Raw genomic sequence first — 19,873 nt, forward strand, 5'->3', positions numbered from 1 at the left:
CTCCCCCGCCGCTGGCCCGGCAAGCCCGCCGACGGTGCTGGACACGTCGCCCGACGGCCTCACCACCCGGCCCATCGTCCTCGCCGAGGCCCCGACCACGCCGATGATCACCGTGTTCGCCGCTCCCCGACCGCCCGACGGCGACGTGCCTCCCGCAGCCACCGACGCGCCCTCCGCCGACAGCCAGGCACCGCCCAGCGACAGCGACGCCCCACCGCCGCCCTCCACCGCACCACCCGCCGCCCCGCGGTCGGCGCCGGACGCCGGATTCCCCTCGCCGGAGTCCTACCTGCCGATGTACCTCGGGTGGAGTGGTAGCAGCGGCCTCGCCCGCCAGCCCGCCGCCGACCGGGAGGCGCACCGGACGGCTCCGCGCGGGCGCGGCCTGCTGCCGGCGATGCTCGGCCGGGGCGGGCGGCGGGTATCCGGACCCGACGAGACCCCCACTCCCGGCAAGGGGTTGAGCGCATCCGCCGACACCCTCGCCCTCCCACGGGGGGTCACGCCGCCGCTCCCGCCGCTGCCCGCCTTCCCGCCGCCGCTCTCGTCCCCACCCGACAGGGCACCGCGGCGCCCGGCCCTCTCCGCGGCCCTGGCGGCACCGTCAGAGGAGCCGGCGGGCGGCCCGGATCCGGCGCAACCCGCCCCGGCGCCCCTGAGCCTCATGCCACCCAGACCCAGACCCAGACCCAGGCACCTGCGGCCCGAGGCAGCGGACGCGACGACCGGTCCGGACGCAACGGCGGGTCCGCGGGGAACGGCCGTGGCCGTGCCGCCGCCGAGCCAGGCGGGTGGCGAGGGTGGGCTGCGTGCCCCGACCGCCGGCGAGATGGCCGCCCAGGCGCTCAGCGCGGCGGACGCGTTCGTGGGCCGGCTGGCCGAACTCCCCGTGCGCCAGGCCAGCGCCTACGGCACGATCCTGCGGGCCGATCTGCTGTTCCGCATGGGTCGCGAGGCCGACGCCAACCGGGCGCTGGACGTGGTGGAGTCCGCGGGCGACGTCGACGACGCGACGCTGGCCCATGCCGCGCTCGTCCGCGGCGACTGGGCCGGCTACCCCGACGGCGGAGCGCAGACGCTCAGCCGCGGCTGGGACGGGACGCCGATCCCGCCGGCGCGGCCCGCCTACCGCGATCGGGCGGAGGAGCTGTGGCGGCGTTCCCTGGCCGCGTACGGACGGGTCGGTTCCGACTCGGGCCGGGCGGCGGGACTGCTGCGCCTCGCGGACGCGCCGACCGCCATCGGCCGGCCGATCCTGCGCCGCGCCCGCATCGACGAGGCGGCCCGGCGCGCGCGCTCCGCCGGCAACGATGCGCTGACCTGGACAGCCCGGCTGCACAGCCTGATCGAGCGGGCCCGCTCCGGGGAAGCCTCCACCGCCGAGCTGGCCACGATGATGACGGCGCTGGTCGAATGGAGCCGCTTCGACGGCAGCACCACCTTCGGCGGGGGCCTGCGATGCCTGCTGTCCGCCGCGACCGGTGTCCCCCAGCCCGCTGACGACGCCTGACCGCCGCACCCCGCGCCGCCTCGCCGGACGTCAGGCGAGGCGGCCGGGAAAGGGCGGCGGGCCGTCGCCGCCCGAACGCCGGGCCCCGAACGTCCCGGCCGGCACCGGGCCGCCGGCGCGCGGCGTGGACAGGACAGGTGGATTGCCCGGGTGGCCGGGCAGGGTGACCCACGCGACGCCCTCGTACTTGTCGGACACCGACACCGGGATCTCGGTGAACTGCTCCGGGTCGAGATCCCGCAGCCGCTCGGCGGCGGTGCTGGCGAAGAAGGCGGGCGACATCGCCAGGACGAGGTCGGCCTCCGGATAGTCGGTGAGGAACTGGCGCACGGCCGGTGCGTCGATGAGGCGGGTGGTCACGACGACCGCGTCGCCGGCGGCACCGTCCGCCTTCGACACGATCTCGCCCTGGTGCAGCGACATGCGCAGCCGGAGCCGGCTGTCGGCCGGCCGGTACCGGTTGAACGCCTTCTGGGCGATCCGCAGCTCACGGACGAAGTCGCTGGCGAGGATCGCCTTGGCCACCGAGCCGTCGATGGCGCACAGGCAGCCGTCCCCCGAGTTCTGGAACAGGACGACGAGGTGATCCACCAGACCGGTGTTCTTCCGCGCCGCGGCGACGATCTCACGCAGGCCGTCCTGCCAGTCGCCCTGGCCGTGCAGATCGTTCTTGCTGTACCCGCGGGCGTCGAGGGAGAACAGGCTGACGTGACGCGGCAGGTCGACCGGCTGCCCCGGGCCGAACTCCGGGCCGGTGTGCTGGCCATGCCGAGGCGACGCCCGCGCCGCGGAGAAGGCGGGATTGCCCGGGTAGTCACGGGCGGCGGTCGCGAGGATGCGGGCCCGGCCGTCGATCATGGCGCCCGCCTCGACGACGAAGGCGACCTCGAACCAGAAGTCACGCGCCGAGTCGACGAACACCGGCGCGCGGTCCCGCGACAGGCCGGCGCGTTCGAGCAGCTGGATGGCACGCGTGCGCGTGCTGTAGGAGCGAGCCAGCGCCTCGATCTCCGCCTCGCTGAGCCTCTGCGTCACACGTTCCCCCGAACCAGTGTGCGGCCGACCCGATCATTCTAGTCCACGCACATGGCCGTTCGGCCCGGTACGGCGGCGCGGGGGCACGCCGCCGTACCGGTGAGGCTCAGATGAGGCCGAGCGCCCGCACGGCCTCCCGCTCCTCGGCGAGCTCGCGCACCGAGGCGTCGATCTTCTCGCGGGAGAAGGCGTCGAGCTCGAGTCCCTGCACAATCTCGAACCGGCCGCCGGCGGAGGTGACGGGGAAGGAGGAGATGAGCCCCTCGGGCACGCCGTAGGAGCCGTCCGACGGCAGCGCCGCCGACGTCCAGTCCCCCTCGGGGGTGCCGTTCACCCAGGAGTAGACGTGGTCGATAGCGGCCGAGGCGGCGGAGGCGGCCGACGAGGCGCCGCGCACCTCGATGATCTCCGCGCCGCGCTTGGCGACCCGCGGGATGAACTCCTCGGCGATCCACTTCTCGTCGCCGACGGCCTCGGCGCCGCTGCGGCCGCCGACCTGGGCGTGGAAGATGTCCGGGTACTGGGTGGCCGAGTGGTTGCCCCAGATGGTGATCTTCTTGATCTCGCTGCTCGGGACGCCGAGCTTCTTGGCCAGCTGCGCGATCGCCCGGTTGTGGTCGAGACGGGTCATCGCGGTGAACCGCTCGGCCGGCACGTCCGGCGCGTGGGTCTGGGCGATCAGCGCGTTGGTGTTCGCCGGGTTGCCGACGACGAGAACCCTGATGTCGTCCGCGGCGCCGCTGTTGATCGCCTCGCCCTGCGGCCTGAAGATGCCGCCGTTGGCCGAGAGCAGGTCGCCGCGCTCCATGCCCTTGGTGCGGGGGCGGGCGCCGACGAGCAGGGCGACGTTGGTGCCCTCGAACGCCCGCTTGGCGTCGTCGAACACGTCCACTCCGGCGAGGGCCGGGAAGGCGCTGTCCTCGAGCTCCATGGCCGTGCCCTCGGCGGCCCGGACCGCCTGCGGGATCTCCAGCAGGCGCAGCCTGACCGGCGTGTCCGCGCCCAGCAACTGACCCGACGCGATGCGGAACAGCAGCGCGTAGCCGATCTGACCGGCGGCGCCGGTGACGGTGACGTTGACGGGCGTTGAACTCACTGGCATCTCCTGGTGCGGTCATCCGGACGCTCGGGCGGCGGGCCGGCCAGGCCGACCGCCGGACGGACGATCGTGGACCGGACCACCGAAGTACGCAGTTTTTCCGTCGCGCTCGAGATGCTAGTCCGACCGTCCGCCAGACGGGGAGCTCGGCGAGCCCGAGCCGCTCACACCACCACCCACGGTGGGCGGGTCACTGGCCGAGCTCGGTGCCGCACCGGGGCGCCGGGCGGATCAGGTCGAAATGCCGCGCGTCCGCGTCGACCTGGAGAAAGGTATAGCAGCGGTTCACCTGCCCGAAATGCGACGAGAAGTCGATCGGGGCGGGCAGCAGCCCGTCGGCGTCATACCCCTTGGTGGCGCGCAGGCCATGGATGAACGCCGCTCGGCTCGGGCACGGACCGGCGGCGGCGAGTCCGCGCAGGAACATGTCGGTGGAGATCCAGCCGGCGAGCGCGGCCTGTTGCGCCGGCGGCGACACCTGCGGCGCGTACAGCCGCATGGCCGCGAGGAAACGACGGTGCGCCGGGGTGTCGACCTCGAACGGCTGGTAGTCGACGAAGGTGTAGACGCCGGCGAGCACCGGGCCGAACACCTGCAGCAGCCGCTGGTCGTAGCTGACCGGTGAGAGAATGACGCGCAGGTTCGCGCGGGCCGCGCGGGCGCCGACGACGACCTGGCCGAAGGCGGCTCCGGTCACCGCGCCGACGAGGACGTCCGCGCCGCTGTCGCGCACCCTCTCCCCGATGCCCGCCACGTCGATCGGCCCGGTCGCGTCGACCCGGCCCACCACCCGCACGCCGGCCGCCTGCAGGCTCAGCGTCAGCTTGTCGGCCAGGGTGACCGAGGTCGCGGAGAAGCCCGACTGGGCGATGACCGCCCGGCGGCCGCCGTGCTCGGCGACGAACGCCCCCCAGGTGGTCACCGACGGGCCATCCGAGATCATGTTCGAGTAGCTGAACATGTTGTCGTTCTGCGTCCAGGCGGCCTCCAGGGAGGTGCCTGTCACCGGAACGCCCAGGCCATGCAGGTAGGCCGCGGAGCCGGTGGCCACGGAGGTCGACTCGATGAGACCGAAGACGTGCTGGTTGGCGACCAGGTCGCGGGCGGCGGCCGCGTTGCCCCGCGGGTTCGAGGCGTCATCCCGCCAGATGTAGTCGGCCCGCCGGCCGTCGATCCCACCCGCGGCGTTGGCGATCCCGAGCCGCGCGTCGACCCCGGCACGGAAGGACTGGAACAACGACGCCGAGTTGCCGGTGTCGGGATAGACGAGTCCGAGGCGCACGGCGCCCGGGGAGATACCAGGCTCGTCGCAGCTGGGCGCCGCGGCCGCGTTGTCGCTGGTCACGTGGCATGCGACAGCTGCGAATGCCAACGTCAGACAGGCGAAGCCGGCGAGAAGCGCCCGCCGGGTGTGCACTCGCCGGCGGGCTCGGCGCGATCCGGCCGGCCCGACCGTGACGCTCCCCACGCCACCAAGCTAGACGGCCGATCAGGCCTTTTGGTGCCGATCCGTTGATTGTGTGAGATTCGGCGGCGATGGACCGGATGGGTTTTGGGCGTCAGTAGGCCGCGGCCGCCGCTCGGGCGATCGCCTCGTCGTGTGGCGTGGGGCCGCCGCTGACACCCACCGCACCGACGATCAGGCCGTTGCGCCACAGCGGGACCGCCCCGGTCAGCCCCGAACCGGCGGCGGACGAGGGCCGGAACCATCCGTCGTCACCCGGCTCGCCCCCGCCCAGCTCACCCCCGGTGTGGTTGACCAGGCGCGACGGCAGCGCCGACGCCCGCGCGGCGCAGGCCCGGTCGACGGAGATGTCGACCGTGCCCAGGCGGGCGTTGTCCATGCGGACGTGGGCCACCAGAATGCCGGCATGGTCGACGACGGCGAGGTTAACCGGTTGACCGAGGTGAATCGCATATCTTTCGCCGGCCGCGATGATCCGGCGGGCATCCTCGAGCGATACGGTCATCCGCGACTCTCCCCATAAAGCGGCGTTCCGGTGCGCCTGACCATAGGCCCAGAACGCCGGTCTGGTGGTGGAAGGCGCGCCGCAGAACAACCGTCGCGCATCGCGGTTCCCCAGATGGGCCACGGCACACAGAAGGACACACGAAGCCCCGCCGGGCCCGTGGAGCCCCCACTGCTCCCCGCGGGGTCCGGCAGGGCAGGGCACCACGGCCGGCCCGCGCCGTTGCGGGCCGGCCGTGGTGGGTCCGAGGGTCCGCCGGCCGGTTCAGGCCGCGGCGGCCAACGGGAGGACCACGCGGGGAAAGCGATGGATCAGGCGGGTCGTCAGCGGGCCGTCACCGAGCATGTCGACGAGGGCACCGGCTCGCCGATGGTCCAGCCGGCCCAGCCGCTGCAGGCCGCGCAGCCGCAGCAGACCCGGCAGATGTGCCTCGATGGCCCGCTGGTCCGGCCGGGGGGCGCCGTCCAGCCAGGCGTCGAACTGGTCGCCCGTCATGATCTCCCAGACGATCGTGTCGGCGACGGCGCCGGTGCCGTCGGTGATCGTCACCAGGTGGGGGACGCGGACCAGGTCACCGAATCCCCGCAGGTCCGGGCGCAGCCCGGAGGTGACCACGTTGCTGCCCAGCGCGGGGTCCACGCCGCCGGCCGGCCGGCGCAGCACGTTGCGCAGGTGTGAGGCGAAGGCCAGCGCCAGCGCGCTGCGCCCGGGCGGGCTCGCGTGGGCGTGCAGGACGATGGCGTCGATCCCCGGCGCCCGCACCCGCTCCGCCGCCGCCCGGACGAGCCACGCGGGTTCCACCAGGACGAAGCCGACCTGGGCCCGGCGGCGCTCGGCGATCGCGTCGCCGCCCTCCTCCAGCGGCGCCGACAGCCCGACGGTCTCGTGCGTCCACTGACAGGTGATCAGCCCGTCGGCGCCCGGCAGGGAAAGCAGGGGGAGATCCCCAGAACTGAAGATCCGTTCCGTGGGCGGCGTGGGCATGCTGTCTCCGGTCCGGGAAGCCGGCAGGCACGCGAACGCGACCGTCGACCGCGAGGGCGGGCTGGTTCGGGAAGGGACGGTGCGGGCCTCGTTGCGCCGCGTGTCCATCCGATCGGGCAGGCCGGCGGCCAGGCCGACGTCGATGTGCGACGTCGGATCCGTGACCGCCATGGCACGCGCCTGTCTCGACGGGACGACCGGAGTCAGCAGGACCATGACGGGAGTCGGCTACTGCAGGAGGTTGTCGAAGTCGCCGTCCTTGGCGCCGAGTATCAGCGCCTCGATCTCCGCCCGGGTGTAGACGAGCGCGGGGCCGTTGGGGTGGCGGGAGTTGCGCACGGCCACCTCGTCGCCGGGCAGCCTCGCCATCTCGACACAGTTGCCCTGTGAGTTGCTCCGGCGGCTCTTCTGCCAGGTGACGCGCTCCAGCGCCGCCGCCGACATGCCGCTGTAAATCATGCTCATGCGCTCTCCCGAAGCCCGAGGAGGCCGCACCGGGACGACCCCTCACCTCACGCAGTCCGCCTGCCGCACCGCCGCGCCGCGATGGACCCCCGTGGATCATGCCGAGGGGACCGCCCCGCCAGCCCCGCCCGGCGTGTCCGCGTGTGCGCCTGCACGAACTTCGGCTCACGATACAGCACGGTCAGGTGCACGTGCATCAAGCGGGGCGCATGTGCGTGAGACAACCTCACGTGCGATCGTCGTTGGCAGCCAGACCTATCGCCACGGCGGCGGTCCGGCCGGGAGTCCAGGCCGGGCGTCCAGACCGGGGGTCCAGACCGGGGGTCCAGACCGGGGGTCCAGACCGGGGGTCCAGGCCCGCCGGCGGCACCCGGCACGCGACAGGAGGAAGCCCGCGCACGACGCGCGATAGCCCGAAGGGGACACCGAATAAGCGACGAAAATCCATAAAGTGGGAAATCGCGCATCGGCCGGCAGCCTCCAGGCCGCGACAAGAACGGACAAAGCCGACGGACAGGGCCCCTAACGAGCGGGAATGCCGCCCGGGCCGACCGGGGACCTCTCCCCGCGAGCTTCGCGAGCCCCACGGGGACTCCCGCCAGAGGTACCCCACTGGTGTAAAAGTTCAGAGTCCGACACGTCGGGCATCACGCCGCCCGGCTGCCACGGACATAACGCAACAAGGGCCCATCGCCACACCGCACAGGAGGACATCGCACGACACGGACCCTCGGCGCCCACGCCGGCGCGGCCCGGCGACCCGGCCAGACGGCCGGCGGACCGATGCCGCCGGGGCCCATACCGGTTGCCACCCGCGAGCCTCGCCGCCGGCGCGACCGGCGCGGACCTACCCGAGTGGGCCGCCGTGCACTCCTCCCGCCCGGCGGCGTCAGGTGGAATCGGAGCCGCGGATCCGCTCGGACGGCGAAACAACCGGAGAAGAGGTGAGGGCGACGGACAACGGAACGGAACGGCGAGATGACGCGCGGCGGGTTCGCCGGGCCGGCCGCCGCAAACACTCCGAACGATCGGAACCACCGAGTGTGACGACCGAGCGGGCCCGCGGGCCGCGGGCGGCTATCCGACTCCGGCGGCGAGACTCCCCTGCCACCCACTCTCGGTGAGCGAGTATACAAATAACCCTCACTACGCTAAACAAGCGACAGCCGATCAGACATGAGAACCAGAGACGTAACGGGATCCAGAAGATCAGATGTCATACTCTTGCGTTGACCGATGGCGAGGGGGCCGACCGTGACGACAGCTCAGCCGGGAAGTGGGCCGACGGTTCGTCGGATCCTGCTCGGCTCCCAGCTCCGTCGACTTCGCGAGGAGAAGGGCATCAGCCGAGAGACCGCGGGATACCACATCCGTGCGTCCGAGTCGAAGATCAGCCGGATGGAGCTGGGGCGAGTCAGCTTCAAAGAACGGGACGTCGCCGACCTCCTAACCTTCTATCAGGTCACGGACGAAGCTGAGCGGGCGCCATTGCTGTCGCTCGTCCGGGAGGCGAACACGGCCGGCTGGTGGCAGAACTTCAATGATGTCCTGCCGTCCTGGTTCCAGCCCTACGTCGGGCTGGAGGAGTCGGCGCAACTGATCCGAACATACGAGGTGCAGTTCATTCCCGGGCTGCTCCAGACCGAGGACTACGCCCGCGCCATCATCGCGCAGGGTGGCGGCGGCCTGCCGGTGGACACGGTCGAGCGGCGGGTCAGCGTTCGCGTCAATCGGCAAAAACTTCTTTATCGCCACAACCCTCCGCGACTGTGGGTAGTCGTCGATGAGGCGGCGCTGCGCCGGCCCATCGGCGGTCCGAAGGTGATGCGGGCCCAGATCGAGCATCTGATCACGATCTCCGACCTGCCGAACCTCACCCTGCAGGTGATGCCGTTCGCCTTCGGCGGCCACGCGGCCGAGGGCGGCGCGTTCACCATCCTGCGGTTCCCGGAGATGGACCTGCCCGACGTCGTCTACCTGGAGCAGTTGACCAGCTCGTCCTACCTGGACAAGCGCGAGGAGGTGGACCGCTACATGGAGGTCTACAACCGCCTCAGCGTCGACAGCACGACCCCCGGCGAGACGCCCGACCTGCTCCGGCGCATCGTCAACGAGCTGTAGCACCCGGCCGGCTCGCCACCGGCCAGGTCAGCTCGAGGCCCAGGTCAGCTCGAGGCCCAGGTCAGCTCGAGGCTGAGCCACCGGTCGGCCACCTCGACGTGGACCTGGAGCTCCGCCAGAGGATCCGTGGCCGGGGCGGACACCGTCGGCGGGGCCCGGTCGGGCCAGGGCATCCCCACGACGACGCTGCCGCCCGACGCCGCCCACAGCACCGTGACGAACGCCCGCCCGCCCTGGGCCGCGGCGAGCACCTCGCCGACCCGGTCGGCCAGCGCCACGCGCACCGCCGCCGGCGCCGTCCGCAGGTCACCGTCCCGCTGGACGACCAGGCCGATCCCCGCCCCCTCGGCATCCGCGAGCACCGGGTCGAGGTCGGCGAGCGCCGACGACGGACCGCCGCCGGTCAGCATCCGCCGGATCGCCGCGGCCCGCACCGCACACCCGCTGCGCACCGCCGGCGTCCGCGGATCAAGCCGGCCGTCGACGACCCCCGCGAGCAGCGGAAGCGCGTCGCGCTGGACGGCGCCCAGCCAGGCGAGCCGCTCCCGGCGGATCATCGACGCCGAGTCGGCGTGCGCGGCGATCTCCGCCTCGGCGGCGAGGGTGCGCGCGGTCGCGACGGCCGTGCCGCGCAACAGCGGCCCGAGCATCGCCGTGATGATCTGCACGGCGCAGGTGCCGTAGAGGGTGGAGCCGAGTCGGGCGAGCACCAGCGGACTGCCCGGATCCCGGGCGAGGACCAGGCCGACGAACAGCACGATCGTGGCGGCGAGTGCGCCGACCCACTCCCGCGTCGGCCGGGAGGCGGTGATGAACGCGAGCAGCAGCGGCACGACCAGCAGCGGCCAGTCGGCGATGCGGACGATGTCCGCTCCGCGGGAGTTCTCACTGGCGACCACCGCGATCGCCAGGCTCGCCACGAGCAGCCCACCCGCCTCGGCACCGGACAGCGGCCGGGTGCGGATCCGCACGGCGGTGACCACGATCAGGGCCGCCAGTGCCGTCCACAGCGCGCCGGCCAACAGCGGCACCCGCACCCAGCCGAGCGTCGCGACCAGGGGCGCAAGCATGATCAACAACCAGAGGCCGGCGACGTGCCCGACCGCGCGCCGCACCCCGGCCGCGTAGTCGGCCACCAGGTCGGCCGCGATCGCCGTGACCCCGCGCCGGTCCGGCACGAACCCACCCCGCGCCCCGCCTGGGACGTCGGTGCCGGCGCCGATGAGCAGGGCGGTGACGCGCCGGCGCAGCGCACGCGGCGGGCCCTCACCGACCCCGGGACAGGCCGCGTCCGCCGGCCGTACCGGACGTTGCCAGCGCAGGTCGACGGTCGTGCCGGCGCCCGGCGCCGACGTGATCGTGACGGTCCCGGCGACGTCCTCGAGCCGGCCGGCGATGGACCGGCGCAGCCCGAGGCGCGCCGGGTCGACCAGGCGCGGATCAAACCCACGCCCGCTGTCGGACACCCGCACGATCAGCACATCCGGGCCACCGTCCACCCGCACCCGGGCCCGCCGGGTGCCCGCGTGCCGCTCGACGTTCGCCAGCGCCTCCCGCACGGCTCCCGCGAACGCCGCGACGACGACGGCCGGCGGCTCGACGATCCCGCCGCCGCCCGTCCCGCCACCGCCAGTCCCGCCGCCGGTCCCGCCGCCGCCGGTGTCGAGGGTGATGATCAACCCGCGCCCGGCGGCCTCCCCGACGACCTCAGCGAGCCGCTCGTTGATCGATGGGCCGCCGAGACCGTCCGGATCGAGCAGCCCCTCCACCGCGACGAGGCTCTGCCCGCATCGGCGCCGGGCGAGCTCCACGTCCCGTCCACCGCCCCAGGCGATGCCGGTCAGTGTGTTGAGCACCGTGTCGTGGATGATCCGTTCCCGCTCCCGGCGGTCGCGGGCGACGGCGAGGACGACCGCCTCCCCGCGGTGGCGGGCCACTACGTTGGCCCAGCGCCGGTCCGCCGTGTGGGCGATCTCGCGCAGCCGGCCGACCGACAGGCCGAACAGGCCTGGCGTGATCACCAGGACCACCGTGTCGGCGATGGCCTGAGGGAAGTGCCCCCAGCCGCCCGTGAGGGCACCGCCGCCGAGCAGCAGCACCAGGCCCGCCGCGACAGCCGGCGGGAAGGCCCAGACGGCCGCCGCGGCACCGTTGATCGCGGCGAGGAACACGAAGTTCCCGGTGTCCCCCACCGACTCGGGCGGCAGCCAGTCCCGCGCCGTCAGGGCGAGGGCCAGCGCCAGGGCGACGCTCACCGCGGCGAGCGGGCGGCCGACCCCGCGCCGCAGGCTGATTACGCAGAAGACGATGTCCCAGGTGACGGCCGCGACGACCATCGCGGCGGCCGCCGGATGGGTGTCGTACCAGTCCCAGACGAACAGATAGAACACGCTCAGCCCGCAGGCGACCCCGCGCATCGCGACCAGCACCCCGGCCATGACCCGCTCCAGCGCCTGGTAGGCCCGGCCGGGCTCGATCGACGCCCGCCCGAGCTCCAGCGCCGCGGCTCCGAAGGCGGTGTCCGTCACGCCCGCGCCGTCGACGGCCCCCGGCCCGATCCCGCCGAACCGCCCCGCGCACCGCTCTCCCGGCGAGGCATCGTCCAGGTCCGTCACCACTGTGGCTCCGTCCTCCCCGGCGAACAGGTCGCACGGTACAGGCCGCGGCGCTCCGATGGCCGGTATCGCCCGTCTTCGCGCGCGGCCTCGACCGCGCGGGCGTGCCCTAGGCTGGACCGCGTGTGGAAGGAAACCCCGTGAATCCTCCGCCGCCCGCGTCCCCCGTCGTCCCCGACCGCCTGGAGCCCGACCGCCTGGAGCGGGTTGACGAGCTGCGGGACCGGCTCGCGGAGCTGGCCCCTCGCGACGCCCACCGGCTGGGCCGGCGTCTCGCCGACCACCGGCGCACCCGGGAACCGGCGGCGCGCGCCCATGCCCTGCAGTCGATCGCGGCGGACGTCGAGCGCGCGGCCGCCCGGGTCGAACGCCGGCGCGCCCGTGTGCCGGCGATCACCTACCCCGAGATCCTGCCCGTCACGCAGCGCAGGGACGAGATCCTGGCCGCGATCCGCGACCACCAGGTCGTGATCGTCGCCGGCGAGACCGGCTCGGGCAAGACCACCCAGCTGCCGAAGATCTGCCTGGAGCTCGGCCGCGGCGTGCGCGGGATGATCGGCCACACCCAGCCACGGCGCATCGCCGCGCGCACGGTCGCCGACCGCATCGCCGAGGAGCTCTCCACCCCGGCGCCGCAGACCGGCGGCGGCGTCGTCGGCTACCAGACCCGCTTCACCGACCAGGTGCACGACGACACCCTGATCAAGCTCATGACCGACGGCATCCTGCTCGCCGAGATCTCCTCGGACCGGTCGCTGCGCCGCTACGACACGCTCATTATCGACGAGGCGCACGAGCGCAGCCTCAACATCGACTTCATCCTCGGCTACCTGCGCTCGCTGCTGCCGCGCCGCCCCGACCTGAAGGTCGTCATCACCTCGGCGACGATCGAGACGGCCCGCTTCTCCGCCCACTTCGGCGACGCCCCGGTCATCGAGGTGTCCGGGCGCACCTACCCGGTCGAGGTCCGCTACCGCCCGCTGCTGCTGGCGGCGGCCGACGGCGAGAGCGAGGTCGAGCGCGACCAGACGCAGGCGATCAGCGAGGCCGTCGACGAGCTGTGCGCCGAGGGCCCCGGCGACATCCTGGTGTTCCTCAGCGGCGAGCGGGAGATCCGCGACACCGCCGAGGCACTGACCCGCGAGCAGCGGCCGCTCACCGAGATCGTCCCGCTCTACGCCCGGCTGTCCGCCGGCGAGCAGCACCGGGTCTTCCAGCCGCACACCGGACGGCGGGTGGTGCTCGCCACCAACGTCGCCGAGACGTCGCTGACCGTGCCCGGCATCCACTACGTCATCGACCCGGGCACCGCCCGCATCTCCCGGTACAGCCATCGGACGAAGGTGCAGCGGCTGCCGATCGAGCCGGTGTCGCAGGCGTCGGCGAACCAGCGCAAGGGCCGCTGCGGCCGCACCGCCGACGGCATCTGCGTCCGGCTGTACAGCGAGGAGGACTTCACCGGGCGACCCGAGTTCACCGACCCGGAGATCCTGCGGACCAACCTCGCCTCGGTCATCCTGCGGATGGCCGACCTGGGGCTCGGCGAGATGGCGACGTTCGGCTTCCTCGACCCGCCCGACCCCCGCCAGATCAACGACGGCGAGCTGCTGCTCACCGAACTCGGCGCGTTCGACACCGACACCGGCACTGGCACCGACACCGGCACTGGCACCGACACCGGCACTGGCACCGGAACCGGCACGGACACGCGGGCGGCGGACGGCGCCCGGCGGCGCATCACCGCGCTCGGGCGGCGCCTGGCGCGGATCCCGGTCGACCCGCGGCTGGCCCGGATGGTGCTCGCCGGCGACGAGCAGGGCTGCCTGCGCGAGGTGCTGGTCATCGCCGCGGCGCTGGCCATCCAGGACCCGCGGGAACGCCCGGTGGAACACCAGCAGGCCGCCGACGAGCGCCACGCCCGCTTCGCCGACCCGACGTCGGACTTCCTGGCCTACCTGAACCTGTGGACGTACCTGCGCGACGCCCGCGAGGAGCACTCGGCGAACCAGTTCCGCCGGCTGTGCCGCACGGAGTTCCTCAATTACCTGCGCATCCGCGAATGGCAGGACGTCCACGGCCAGCTGCGCGCCGTCGCCCGGGAGCTGAAGCTCGCCGTCGGTGACGCCGACGCCGCCCCGGCCGACCCGCGGGCGGTGCACCGGGCGCTGCTCACCGGCCTGCTCTCGCACATCGGCCGGTACGACTCCGAGCGACGCGAGTACGCCGGCGCCCGCGGCGGCCGGTTCGCCCTGTGGCCGGGCTCGGCGCTGGCCCGCCGCGCAGCCCGCACCGCCACCACCGACCAGACCGTCCGCGACGGATCGGACGCGCCGAAGCAGCGCCCGTCCGGACCGCCGGCCTGGGTGATGGCCGCGGAGCTCGTCGAGACGTCCCGGCTGTGGGGCCGCACCGCGGCACGCCTCGACCCGGACTGGATCGAACCGCTGGCCGGCCATCTGGTGCACCGCACCTACAGCGAACCGCGCTGGTCACGGCGGCAGGGAGCGGTGCTCGCCGACGAGCGGGTGACGCTGTACGGGGTGCCGATCGTGGTGGGCCGTCCCGTCCAGTACAGCCGGATCGAACCGGCGCTGTGCCGCGAGCTGTTCCTGCGCCACGCCCTCGTCGAGGGAGACTGGCAGACCCGGCACGAGTTCTTCCGCCGCAACCAGCAGCTGCTCGCCGACGCGCAGGAGCTGGAGCACCGGGCGCGCCGCCGCGACATCGTCGTCGACGACGAGACGCTGTTCGCCTTCTACGCCGACCGTGTCCCCGCCGACGTCGTCTCCGCCCGCCACTTCGACGCCTGGTGGCGCCGGGCCCGCCGGGACACCCCCGACCTGCTCGACTTCACCCCCGCGCTGCTCGTCGCCGCCGGCGCGGGCGGGGTCACCGAGACCGACTACCCGGACACCTGGCGCCTCGGCCCCGCGCTGACGCTGCCGCTGACCTACCAGTTCGAGCCCGGAGCGGCCGCCGACGGTGTCACCGCGCACATCCCGCTGGCCGTGCTCAACCAGGTCGATCCGGCCGGGTTCGAATGGCAGGTGCCGGGGCTGCGCGAGGAGCTGGTGACGGCGCTGATCCGGGCGCTGCCGAAGGCGGTGCGACGCAGCTTCGTCCCCGCGCCGAACTACGCCCGCACGGTGCTCTCCCGCATTTCACCGGACGCCGGCACGCCGTTGCTCCTCGCGGTAGAGCACGAGCTGAGGCGGATGGGCGGCCCGGAGATCCCCCGCGACTCCTGGTCGCTGACCGCCGTCCCCGACCATCTGCGGATCACCTTCCGGGTCGAGGGCGGCCGCGGCGAGGTGCTCGCCGAGGGCAAGGACCTCGACGCCATCAAGCAGCGGCTGCGGCCGCGCACCCGGGAGGCCGTCGCCGCCGCGGCGGACGGTGTCGAGCGGACCGGCCTGCGCGCCTGGGACGGCATCGGCACCCTGCCGAAGGTCGTCGAGCTGCGCCGCGGCGCCCACGTGGTACGCGCCTTCCCCGCGCTCGTCGACGAGGGCGACACCGTCGCCGTGCGCGCCACCGACACCGAGGCGGAGCAGCGCACCGCCATGTGGGCCGGCACCCGGCGGCTGGTGCTGCTCGGCGTCCCCTCACCGATCCGCGGCCTCAACGGGCGGCTGTCCAACGCGGCGAAACTCGCGCTCAGCAACAACCCGCACCGCGACGCCGCCGACCTGCTCGACGACTGCGTCCGCGCCGCCGCCGACCGGCTGATCGCCGCCGGCGGGGGCCCCGCCTGGGATGAGGCAGCCTTCGCCACGCTGCTCGCAGCGGTGCGCGCCGGGCTGCCCGAGGCGTCGTTCGCCGTCGTCCGCGAGGTGCAGGACGTCCTCGGGCTCGCGCACACCGTCGACCTGGCCCTGCGGGCCGTGCGCGCGCCGGTGCTGGCGGACTCGGTCGCCGACGCCCGCCGGCAGCTCGACGGGCTGATCTACCGCGGCTTCGTCACCGACACCGGCACCGACCGGCTCGCCGACCTGACCCGCTACCTGACCGCGCTGCAGCGCCGGCTGGAGCGGCTCCCCCGCGACCCGAACCGCGACCGCGTCAACACGGCCACCGTCGCCCGCGCCGCGGAGGCCTACCGGGAGCTGCTGGCGACCGTGCCCGCGGGTCGCGCTCCGGGCGAGGAGATCCGCCGGGTGCGGTGGATGCTGGAGGAGCTGCGCGTCAGCCTGTTCGCGCAGAACCTGCGCACGCCCTACCCCATCTCCGAGGAGCGGGTCTACCGCGCGATCGACACGCTGCTGGGCTGACCGCCGACCTGGCCCGCGGCTCGCCGGGCCAGGTCGCCGGGCTGGTTCGGCAGTCGGCCGGGTCGTGCGTCCTCGCGGGCACACAGCCCCTCGACCCTCGCGCTCGTCACCGCGCCCATCGCTGTCGGTCCAGGCCGGGTAGGCGGCCGGGGCCGCGTGTTCCCGCGGTAACACGGTTTCTCGCCCTTGCGGTGATCATCCAGGCCAGACCGGGGTCTTTCGACCACACCACCCACCCTCACCACCATCGACCTCGACGCATTCATCCACGGCATGGACGAAGGAGGTCAGGAGGCTGGGGCGTCCTAGGGAAGCGGCGCGGACAGCACCGAGACGATTCCGCCGCGGCCGACGGCGGCCAGCGAGGCAGGCGACGAGAAATCCCACAGGGCGCCGACAGCCCACCAGGGCCAGGTGTGGCCGCCGTCCCAGAGCTGGTGGCGGATCTCGGAACCGGGAGCGAAACGGCTGGCCTCGGTCTCGCCGTCAGGCAGGTTCATGTGCAGATAGTCCGACCAGCCACCGCGCCAGGGCACCGTCGTGTCCGCGGTGCCGTGGATGTGCAGCATGCGGACGGGCACGGTCGGGCAGGACGCCATCACCTGGCCGCCGACCATACCGACGGCGGCGACCAGATCCGGTGCCTCGCAGGCGATCCTGGCGGCAAGCATGCCGCCGTTGGAGAAACCCCAGACGTAGACGCGGGAGCGGTCCACGGGGACGTGGCGGGCGGCGTCGTCGACGATCTGACGGATGTAGTCGACGTCGTCCGCGGTCGCGTCGCCGCAGCAGCCGCCCGCGTTCCACGCGCCGCGCACGGCGACGCCGTACGCCACCGCGAAGCCGTGCGTGTCGGCGAACGGGTCGGCGGCAGACGCCTCACGCAGGCTGTCCGCCGTGTTCACCAGACCATGCAGCATGATCACCAGCGGCCGGGGGGCGCCGCGGAACTCGGGCGTCAGCCAGAGATCGGAATGCAGTTCGTAGGTGCGCCCTGATGTCAGCCGACGCGTCGGATCGACACCGCCGCCCTGCCCGCCCGCAGGCCCGGCCGTGGCCGGGCTGCCGGGAACGGCGGGCATCCGGGTGGCGGCGGGCGTCTGGGTGGCGGCCGTCGAGGGGAGCGCTGGGTCGGTCTCGGCCTGGGGCACGTCACCCACTCGGGGCAGGTCGGGCGCGGGGTTCCCGGCGGCCGCCGGCGCCGCGGCGCGAGCCGTGGGGAGGAGAGCCGTGGGGGCGAGAGCCGTGGGGGCGAGAGCCGTCGGGGCGAGAGCCGTCGGGGCGAGAGCCGCGGCGACGCTCGCCGCGGTGGTCGCGGACGAGGACGACGGCAGGGCCGCCGCCACGATCCCGACCAGCCCGACCAGAACCACGACGGCGACCGCCACCGCATGCCGGCGGCGACCGCGCCCCGACAACCCGTCGCGCACCCAGCCCAGCACGGACACCGGCCTCTCAACTCCTCATCTCGGCCCGGTCAGAGCGGACATGGTAGCCCGCTTGCCATCAAGCTCCCCGATACCGGGCCAGAACAGCACACCGCCGGGCGGAAAAGCGTCGATCGGGCAGGCGAGGCAGCGGCTAGCCGAGAACGGTGATGGACGTGCCGGCGACCGCCGAACACACATGTAGCACGGGGCTACGACCGGTGCGGGCGGAATAGGCGGGTGTGAACGCTTCCGTGAATGCGGCGAGCCGATCCCGCTCGACGAGCGCCACGGCGCACCCGGCGAACCCGCCGCCCGTCATCCGGGCACCGAAGCAGCCGGGTGCCGCCGCGGCTGCCGCCACCGCCGCGTCCAGCTCCGGCCCGGACACCTCGAACTCGTCGCGGAGCCCCCGGTGACCCGCCAGCAGCAGCCGTCCCGCCTCGGCGGCGTCCCCGCGGGCGAAGGCCTCGGCCACCGCGTCGACCCGGGCGTTCTCGGCGATGACGAACGCCGCGCGCCGCAGCGCCACCGGGTCCACGACGCCCGCGGCGCGATCCGGCAGGCGCGTGAGCTCGCGCAGGGCCGGGACGCCGAACGCCCGCGCCGCCCGCTCGCACTCGGCGCGGCGCTGCGCGTACGCGCTGGTCACGACCTGCCGGCGGGTGCCGGTGTCGAGGACGACGACGGCGATCCCGGCCGGCAGCGGCACCGGGGTGACCTCGCGGGTCCGGCAGTCGACGCGCAGCGCGTGCCCGGCGACGCCACCGGCGCAGGCGAGCTGGTCGAGCAGGCCGGTCGCCGCGCCCACCCACGCGTTCTCCGCCCGCTGCGCGAGCGTCGCGAGCGTCACCAGCGGTGGCACGGCCCCGGCGAGGCTCGTGGCGGCGACGGCGACGGCGAGCTCCAGAGCCGCCGACGATGACAGCCCCGCCCCGGGCGGGATGTCGCTGGCGAGCGCGCCGTGCCAGCCCACCTGCCTCCCCACGGTCTCGACCGCGACCGCCACGCCCTCGACGTAGCGGGCCCAGCCGGCGGCCCGGCCACCGGGGGGCGTGTCGGGCGCCGGCGGCGGCAGCGGCACCACGGCCGGGAGGGGTTCCCGCTCCGACACCAGCCGCACGCACGGGTCGCCGGCGGTCTGGTCGTCGTCGCCGCGCAGCGCGATGCACAGCTCCCGGTCGATCGCCATCGGCAGGCACAGGCCGTCGTTGTAGTCGGTGTGCTCGCCGATGAGGTTGACCCGTCCCGGCGAGCGGACCAGGTGGGTGGGCCGATGGCCGTAGGCGGCGACGAACGCCCGCACCGCGCGGTCGGCCGCCGTCAGGTGGAGCACGGGCGTCACGAGGGGCGCAGATGCAGCGGGCTGCCCGGCAGGGCCGTGGCGGCCGTGGGCGGCAGGGTCACCACACTGTCCCAGGACGCCGACATGACCGTACGCAGCCGGATGGCGGCATCCTCCGGGGTGAGGTCGCGCTGCACCTCGGCGAACATCTCGTAGCCGACGACGTGCTTGCGGATCGTGGGCGAGCGCAGCAGCGGCGGGTAGAAGTGGGCATGCAGCTGCCAGACCGTCTCCGGGCGCCGGTCGGACGGCATGGGCGGCGTGGGCGGCGTGGGCGCGGGGTGCGGTCCGGGGGCGCCGTGCCAGCCCATCGAGAACGGGAACGGATGGGCGAACAGGGCGTCGTAGCCGGCGAGCAGCCGGCCGAGGACGTGCGCCAGGCCGTCGCGCTGGGCGGGGTCGAGGTCGGCGAGCCGGCTCACCGGGCGCCGAGGCAACAGCAGCGTCTCGAACGGCCACATCGCCCAGAACGGCACGACGACCACCCAGTCCTCCTCGTTGAGGACGATCCGTTCCCCGGCGACGAGTTCGGTGCGCAGGTAGTCGAGCAGCAGGGAACTGCCGGAGCGGGCGAAGTGCTCCCGCTGGTGGGTGTCCTCGACGGCGGCCTCGTCGGGCAGCGCGTCGCAGGCCCAGACCTGGCCGTGGGGATGCGGGTTCGACGCGCCCATGGCAGTGCCCCGGTTCTCGAAGATCTGCACCCAGCGCCAGCGCGCGCCGAGCTCGGCGTCCTGCGCCGCCCAGGTGTCGACGACGGAGCGGACCTCGACGTGGGTCATGTCCACCAGCCCGCGGCCGTGGTCCGGCCCGAAGCAGATCACCCGGCAGGTGCCGTGGGCCGCCGCGCGGCGCAGCAGGCCTGTCCCCGCGGGGTCGGGCTCGGGCGGGACCTCGTCGTCCGACGGGGGGCGCAGGGCCGGGTAGTCGTTGGTGAAGACGTAGGTGCCCTGGTAGTCGGGGTTGGAGGTGCCGCCGGCGCGCTCGTTGCCGGGGCACAGCTCGCAGGTCGGGTCGAAGGGGACGGCCGGGGG

General features: G+C 73.9%; 13 protein-coding genes. 3 read left to right on the forward strand and 10 right to left on the reverse strand.

The features are described from left to right. A partial coding sequence (locus C1A33_RS34565; RefSeq protein ID WP_165818218.1) for a hypothetical protein occupies window positions 1-1,510 on the forward strand: 1,510 nt, incomplete at its 5' end. Between the two features lie 30 nt (window positions 1,511-1,540). Here the strand turns inward: C1A33_RS34565 and C1A33_RS04110 are convergent. The 6 genes from C1A33_RS04110 to C1A33_RS04135 all read right to left on the reverse strand — a co-directional run bounded on the left by C1A33_RS04110 (window position 1,541) and on the right by C1A33_RS04135 (window position 7,063). Further along, window positions 1,541-2,545, reverse strand: coding sequence for an effector-associated domain EAD1-containing protein (locus C1A33_RS04110; protein WP_101830196.1), 1,005 nt, complete (start codon window positions 2,543-2,545; stop codon window positions 1,541-1,543). Between the two features lie 106 nt (window positions 2,546-2,651). Continuing rightward, the gene (locus C1A33_RS04115) at window positions 2,652-3,641 is read right to left on the reverse strand and encodes a malate dehydrogenase (protein ID WP_101830197.1); all 990 of its coding nucleotides are present in this window, start codon (window positions 3,639-3,641) and stop codon (window positions 2,652-2,654) included. 193 nt (window positions 3,642-3,834) lie between these two features. Continuing rightward, window positions 3,835-4,989 (reverse strand): ABC transporter substrate-binding protein, encoded by a 1,155-nt coding sequence (locus tag C1A33_RS04120; protein ID WP_243407162.1) that lies wholly within the window; start codon window positions 4,987-4,989, stop codon window positions 3,835-3,837. 214 nt (window positions 4,990-5,203) lie between these two features. Continuing rightward, window positions 5,204-5,614 (reverse strand): GlcG/HbpS family heme-binding protein, encoded by a 411-nt coding sequence (locus C1A33_RS04125; protein WP_101830199.1) that lies wholly within the window; start codon window positions 5,612-5,614, stop codon window positions 5,204-5,206. A gap of 264 nt (window positions 5,615-5,878) precedes the next feature. Next, window positions 5,879-6,769, reverse strand: coding sequence for a hypothetical protein (locus tag C1A33_RS04130; RefSeq protein WP_243407163.1), 891 nt, complete (start codon window positions 6,767-6,769; stop codon window positions 5,879-5,881). 57 nt (window positions 6,770-6,826) lie between these two features. Then, window positions 6,827-7,063 (reverse strand): DUF397 domain-containing protein, encoded by a 237-nt coding sequence (locus C1A33_RS04135; RefSeq protein WP_101830200.1) that lies wholly within the window; start codon window positions 7,061-7,063, stop codon window positions 6,827-6,829. A gap of 1,254 nt (window positions 7,064-8,317) precedes the next feature. Between C1A33_RS04135 and C1A33_RS04140 the strand changes: the two genes are divergently transcribed. Further along, complete coding sequence (locus tag C1A33_RS04140; RefSeq protein WP_101830201.1) at window positions 8,318-9,184, forward strand: helix-turn-helix domain-containing protein; 867 nt, start codon at window positions 8,318-8,320, stop codon at window positions 9,182-9,184. A 44-nt stretch (window positions 9,185-9,228) separates the two neighbouring features. Here C1A33_RS04140 and C1A33_RS04145 read toward each other — a convergent pair whose 3' ends face one another. Further along, a complete protein-coding gene (locus C1A33_RS04145; RefSeq protein ID WP_133150559.1) occupies window positions 9,229-11,799 on the reverse strand; it encodes a sensor histidine kinase in 2,571 nt (856 codons plus the stop codon). A 236-nt stretch (window positions 11,800-12,035) separates the two neighbouring features. Between C1A33_RS04145 and hrpA the strand changes: the two genes are divergently transcribed. After that, window positions 12,036-16,070: an ATP-dependent RNA helicase HrpA gene (hrpA, locus tag C1A33_RS04150; protein ID WP_101830205.1), complete on the forward strand. Its 4,035-nt coding sequence runs from the start codon at window positions 12,036-12,038 to the stop codon at window positions 16,068-16,070. A gap of 305 nt (window positions 16,071-16,375) precedes the next feature. On the opposite strand, the gene C1A33_RS04155 is transcribed toward hrpA, so the two are convergent. The 3 genes from C1A33_RS04155 to C1A33_RS04165 form a co-directional block, all read right to left on the reverse strand. Continuing rightward, complete coding sequence (locus C1A33_RS04155; RefSeq protein ID WP_243407164.1) at window positions 16,376-17,518, reverse strand: CE1 family esterase; 1,143 nt, start codon at window positions 17,516-17,518, stop codon at window positions 16,376-16,378. Between the two features lie 133 nt (window positions 17,519-17,651). Beyond that, entirely contained in the window at window positions 17,652-18,842 is a 1,191-nt protein-coding gene (gene galK / locus C1A33_RS04160) for a galactokinase (RefSeq protein WP_243407165.1), read from the reverse strand. After that, a partial coding sequence (locus tag C1A33_RS04165; RefSeq protein WP_101830203.1) for a UDP-glucose--hexose-1-phosphate uridylyltransferase occupies window positions 18,839-19,873 on the reverse strand: 1,035 nt, incomplete at its 5' end. The genes C1A33_RS04165 and galK, both read right to left, overlap by 4 nt.

Source organism: Frankia canadensis, assembly GCF_900197875.1.
GTDB lineage: Bacteria > Actinomycetota > Actinomycetes > Frankiales > Frankiaceae > Frankia > Frankia canadensis.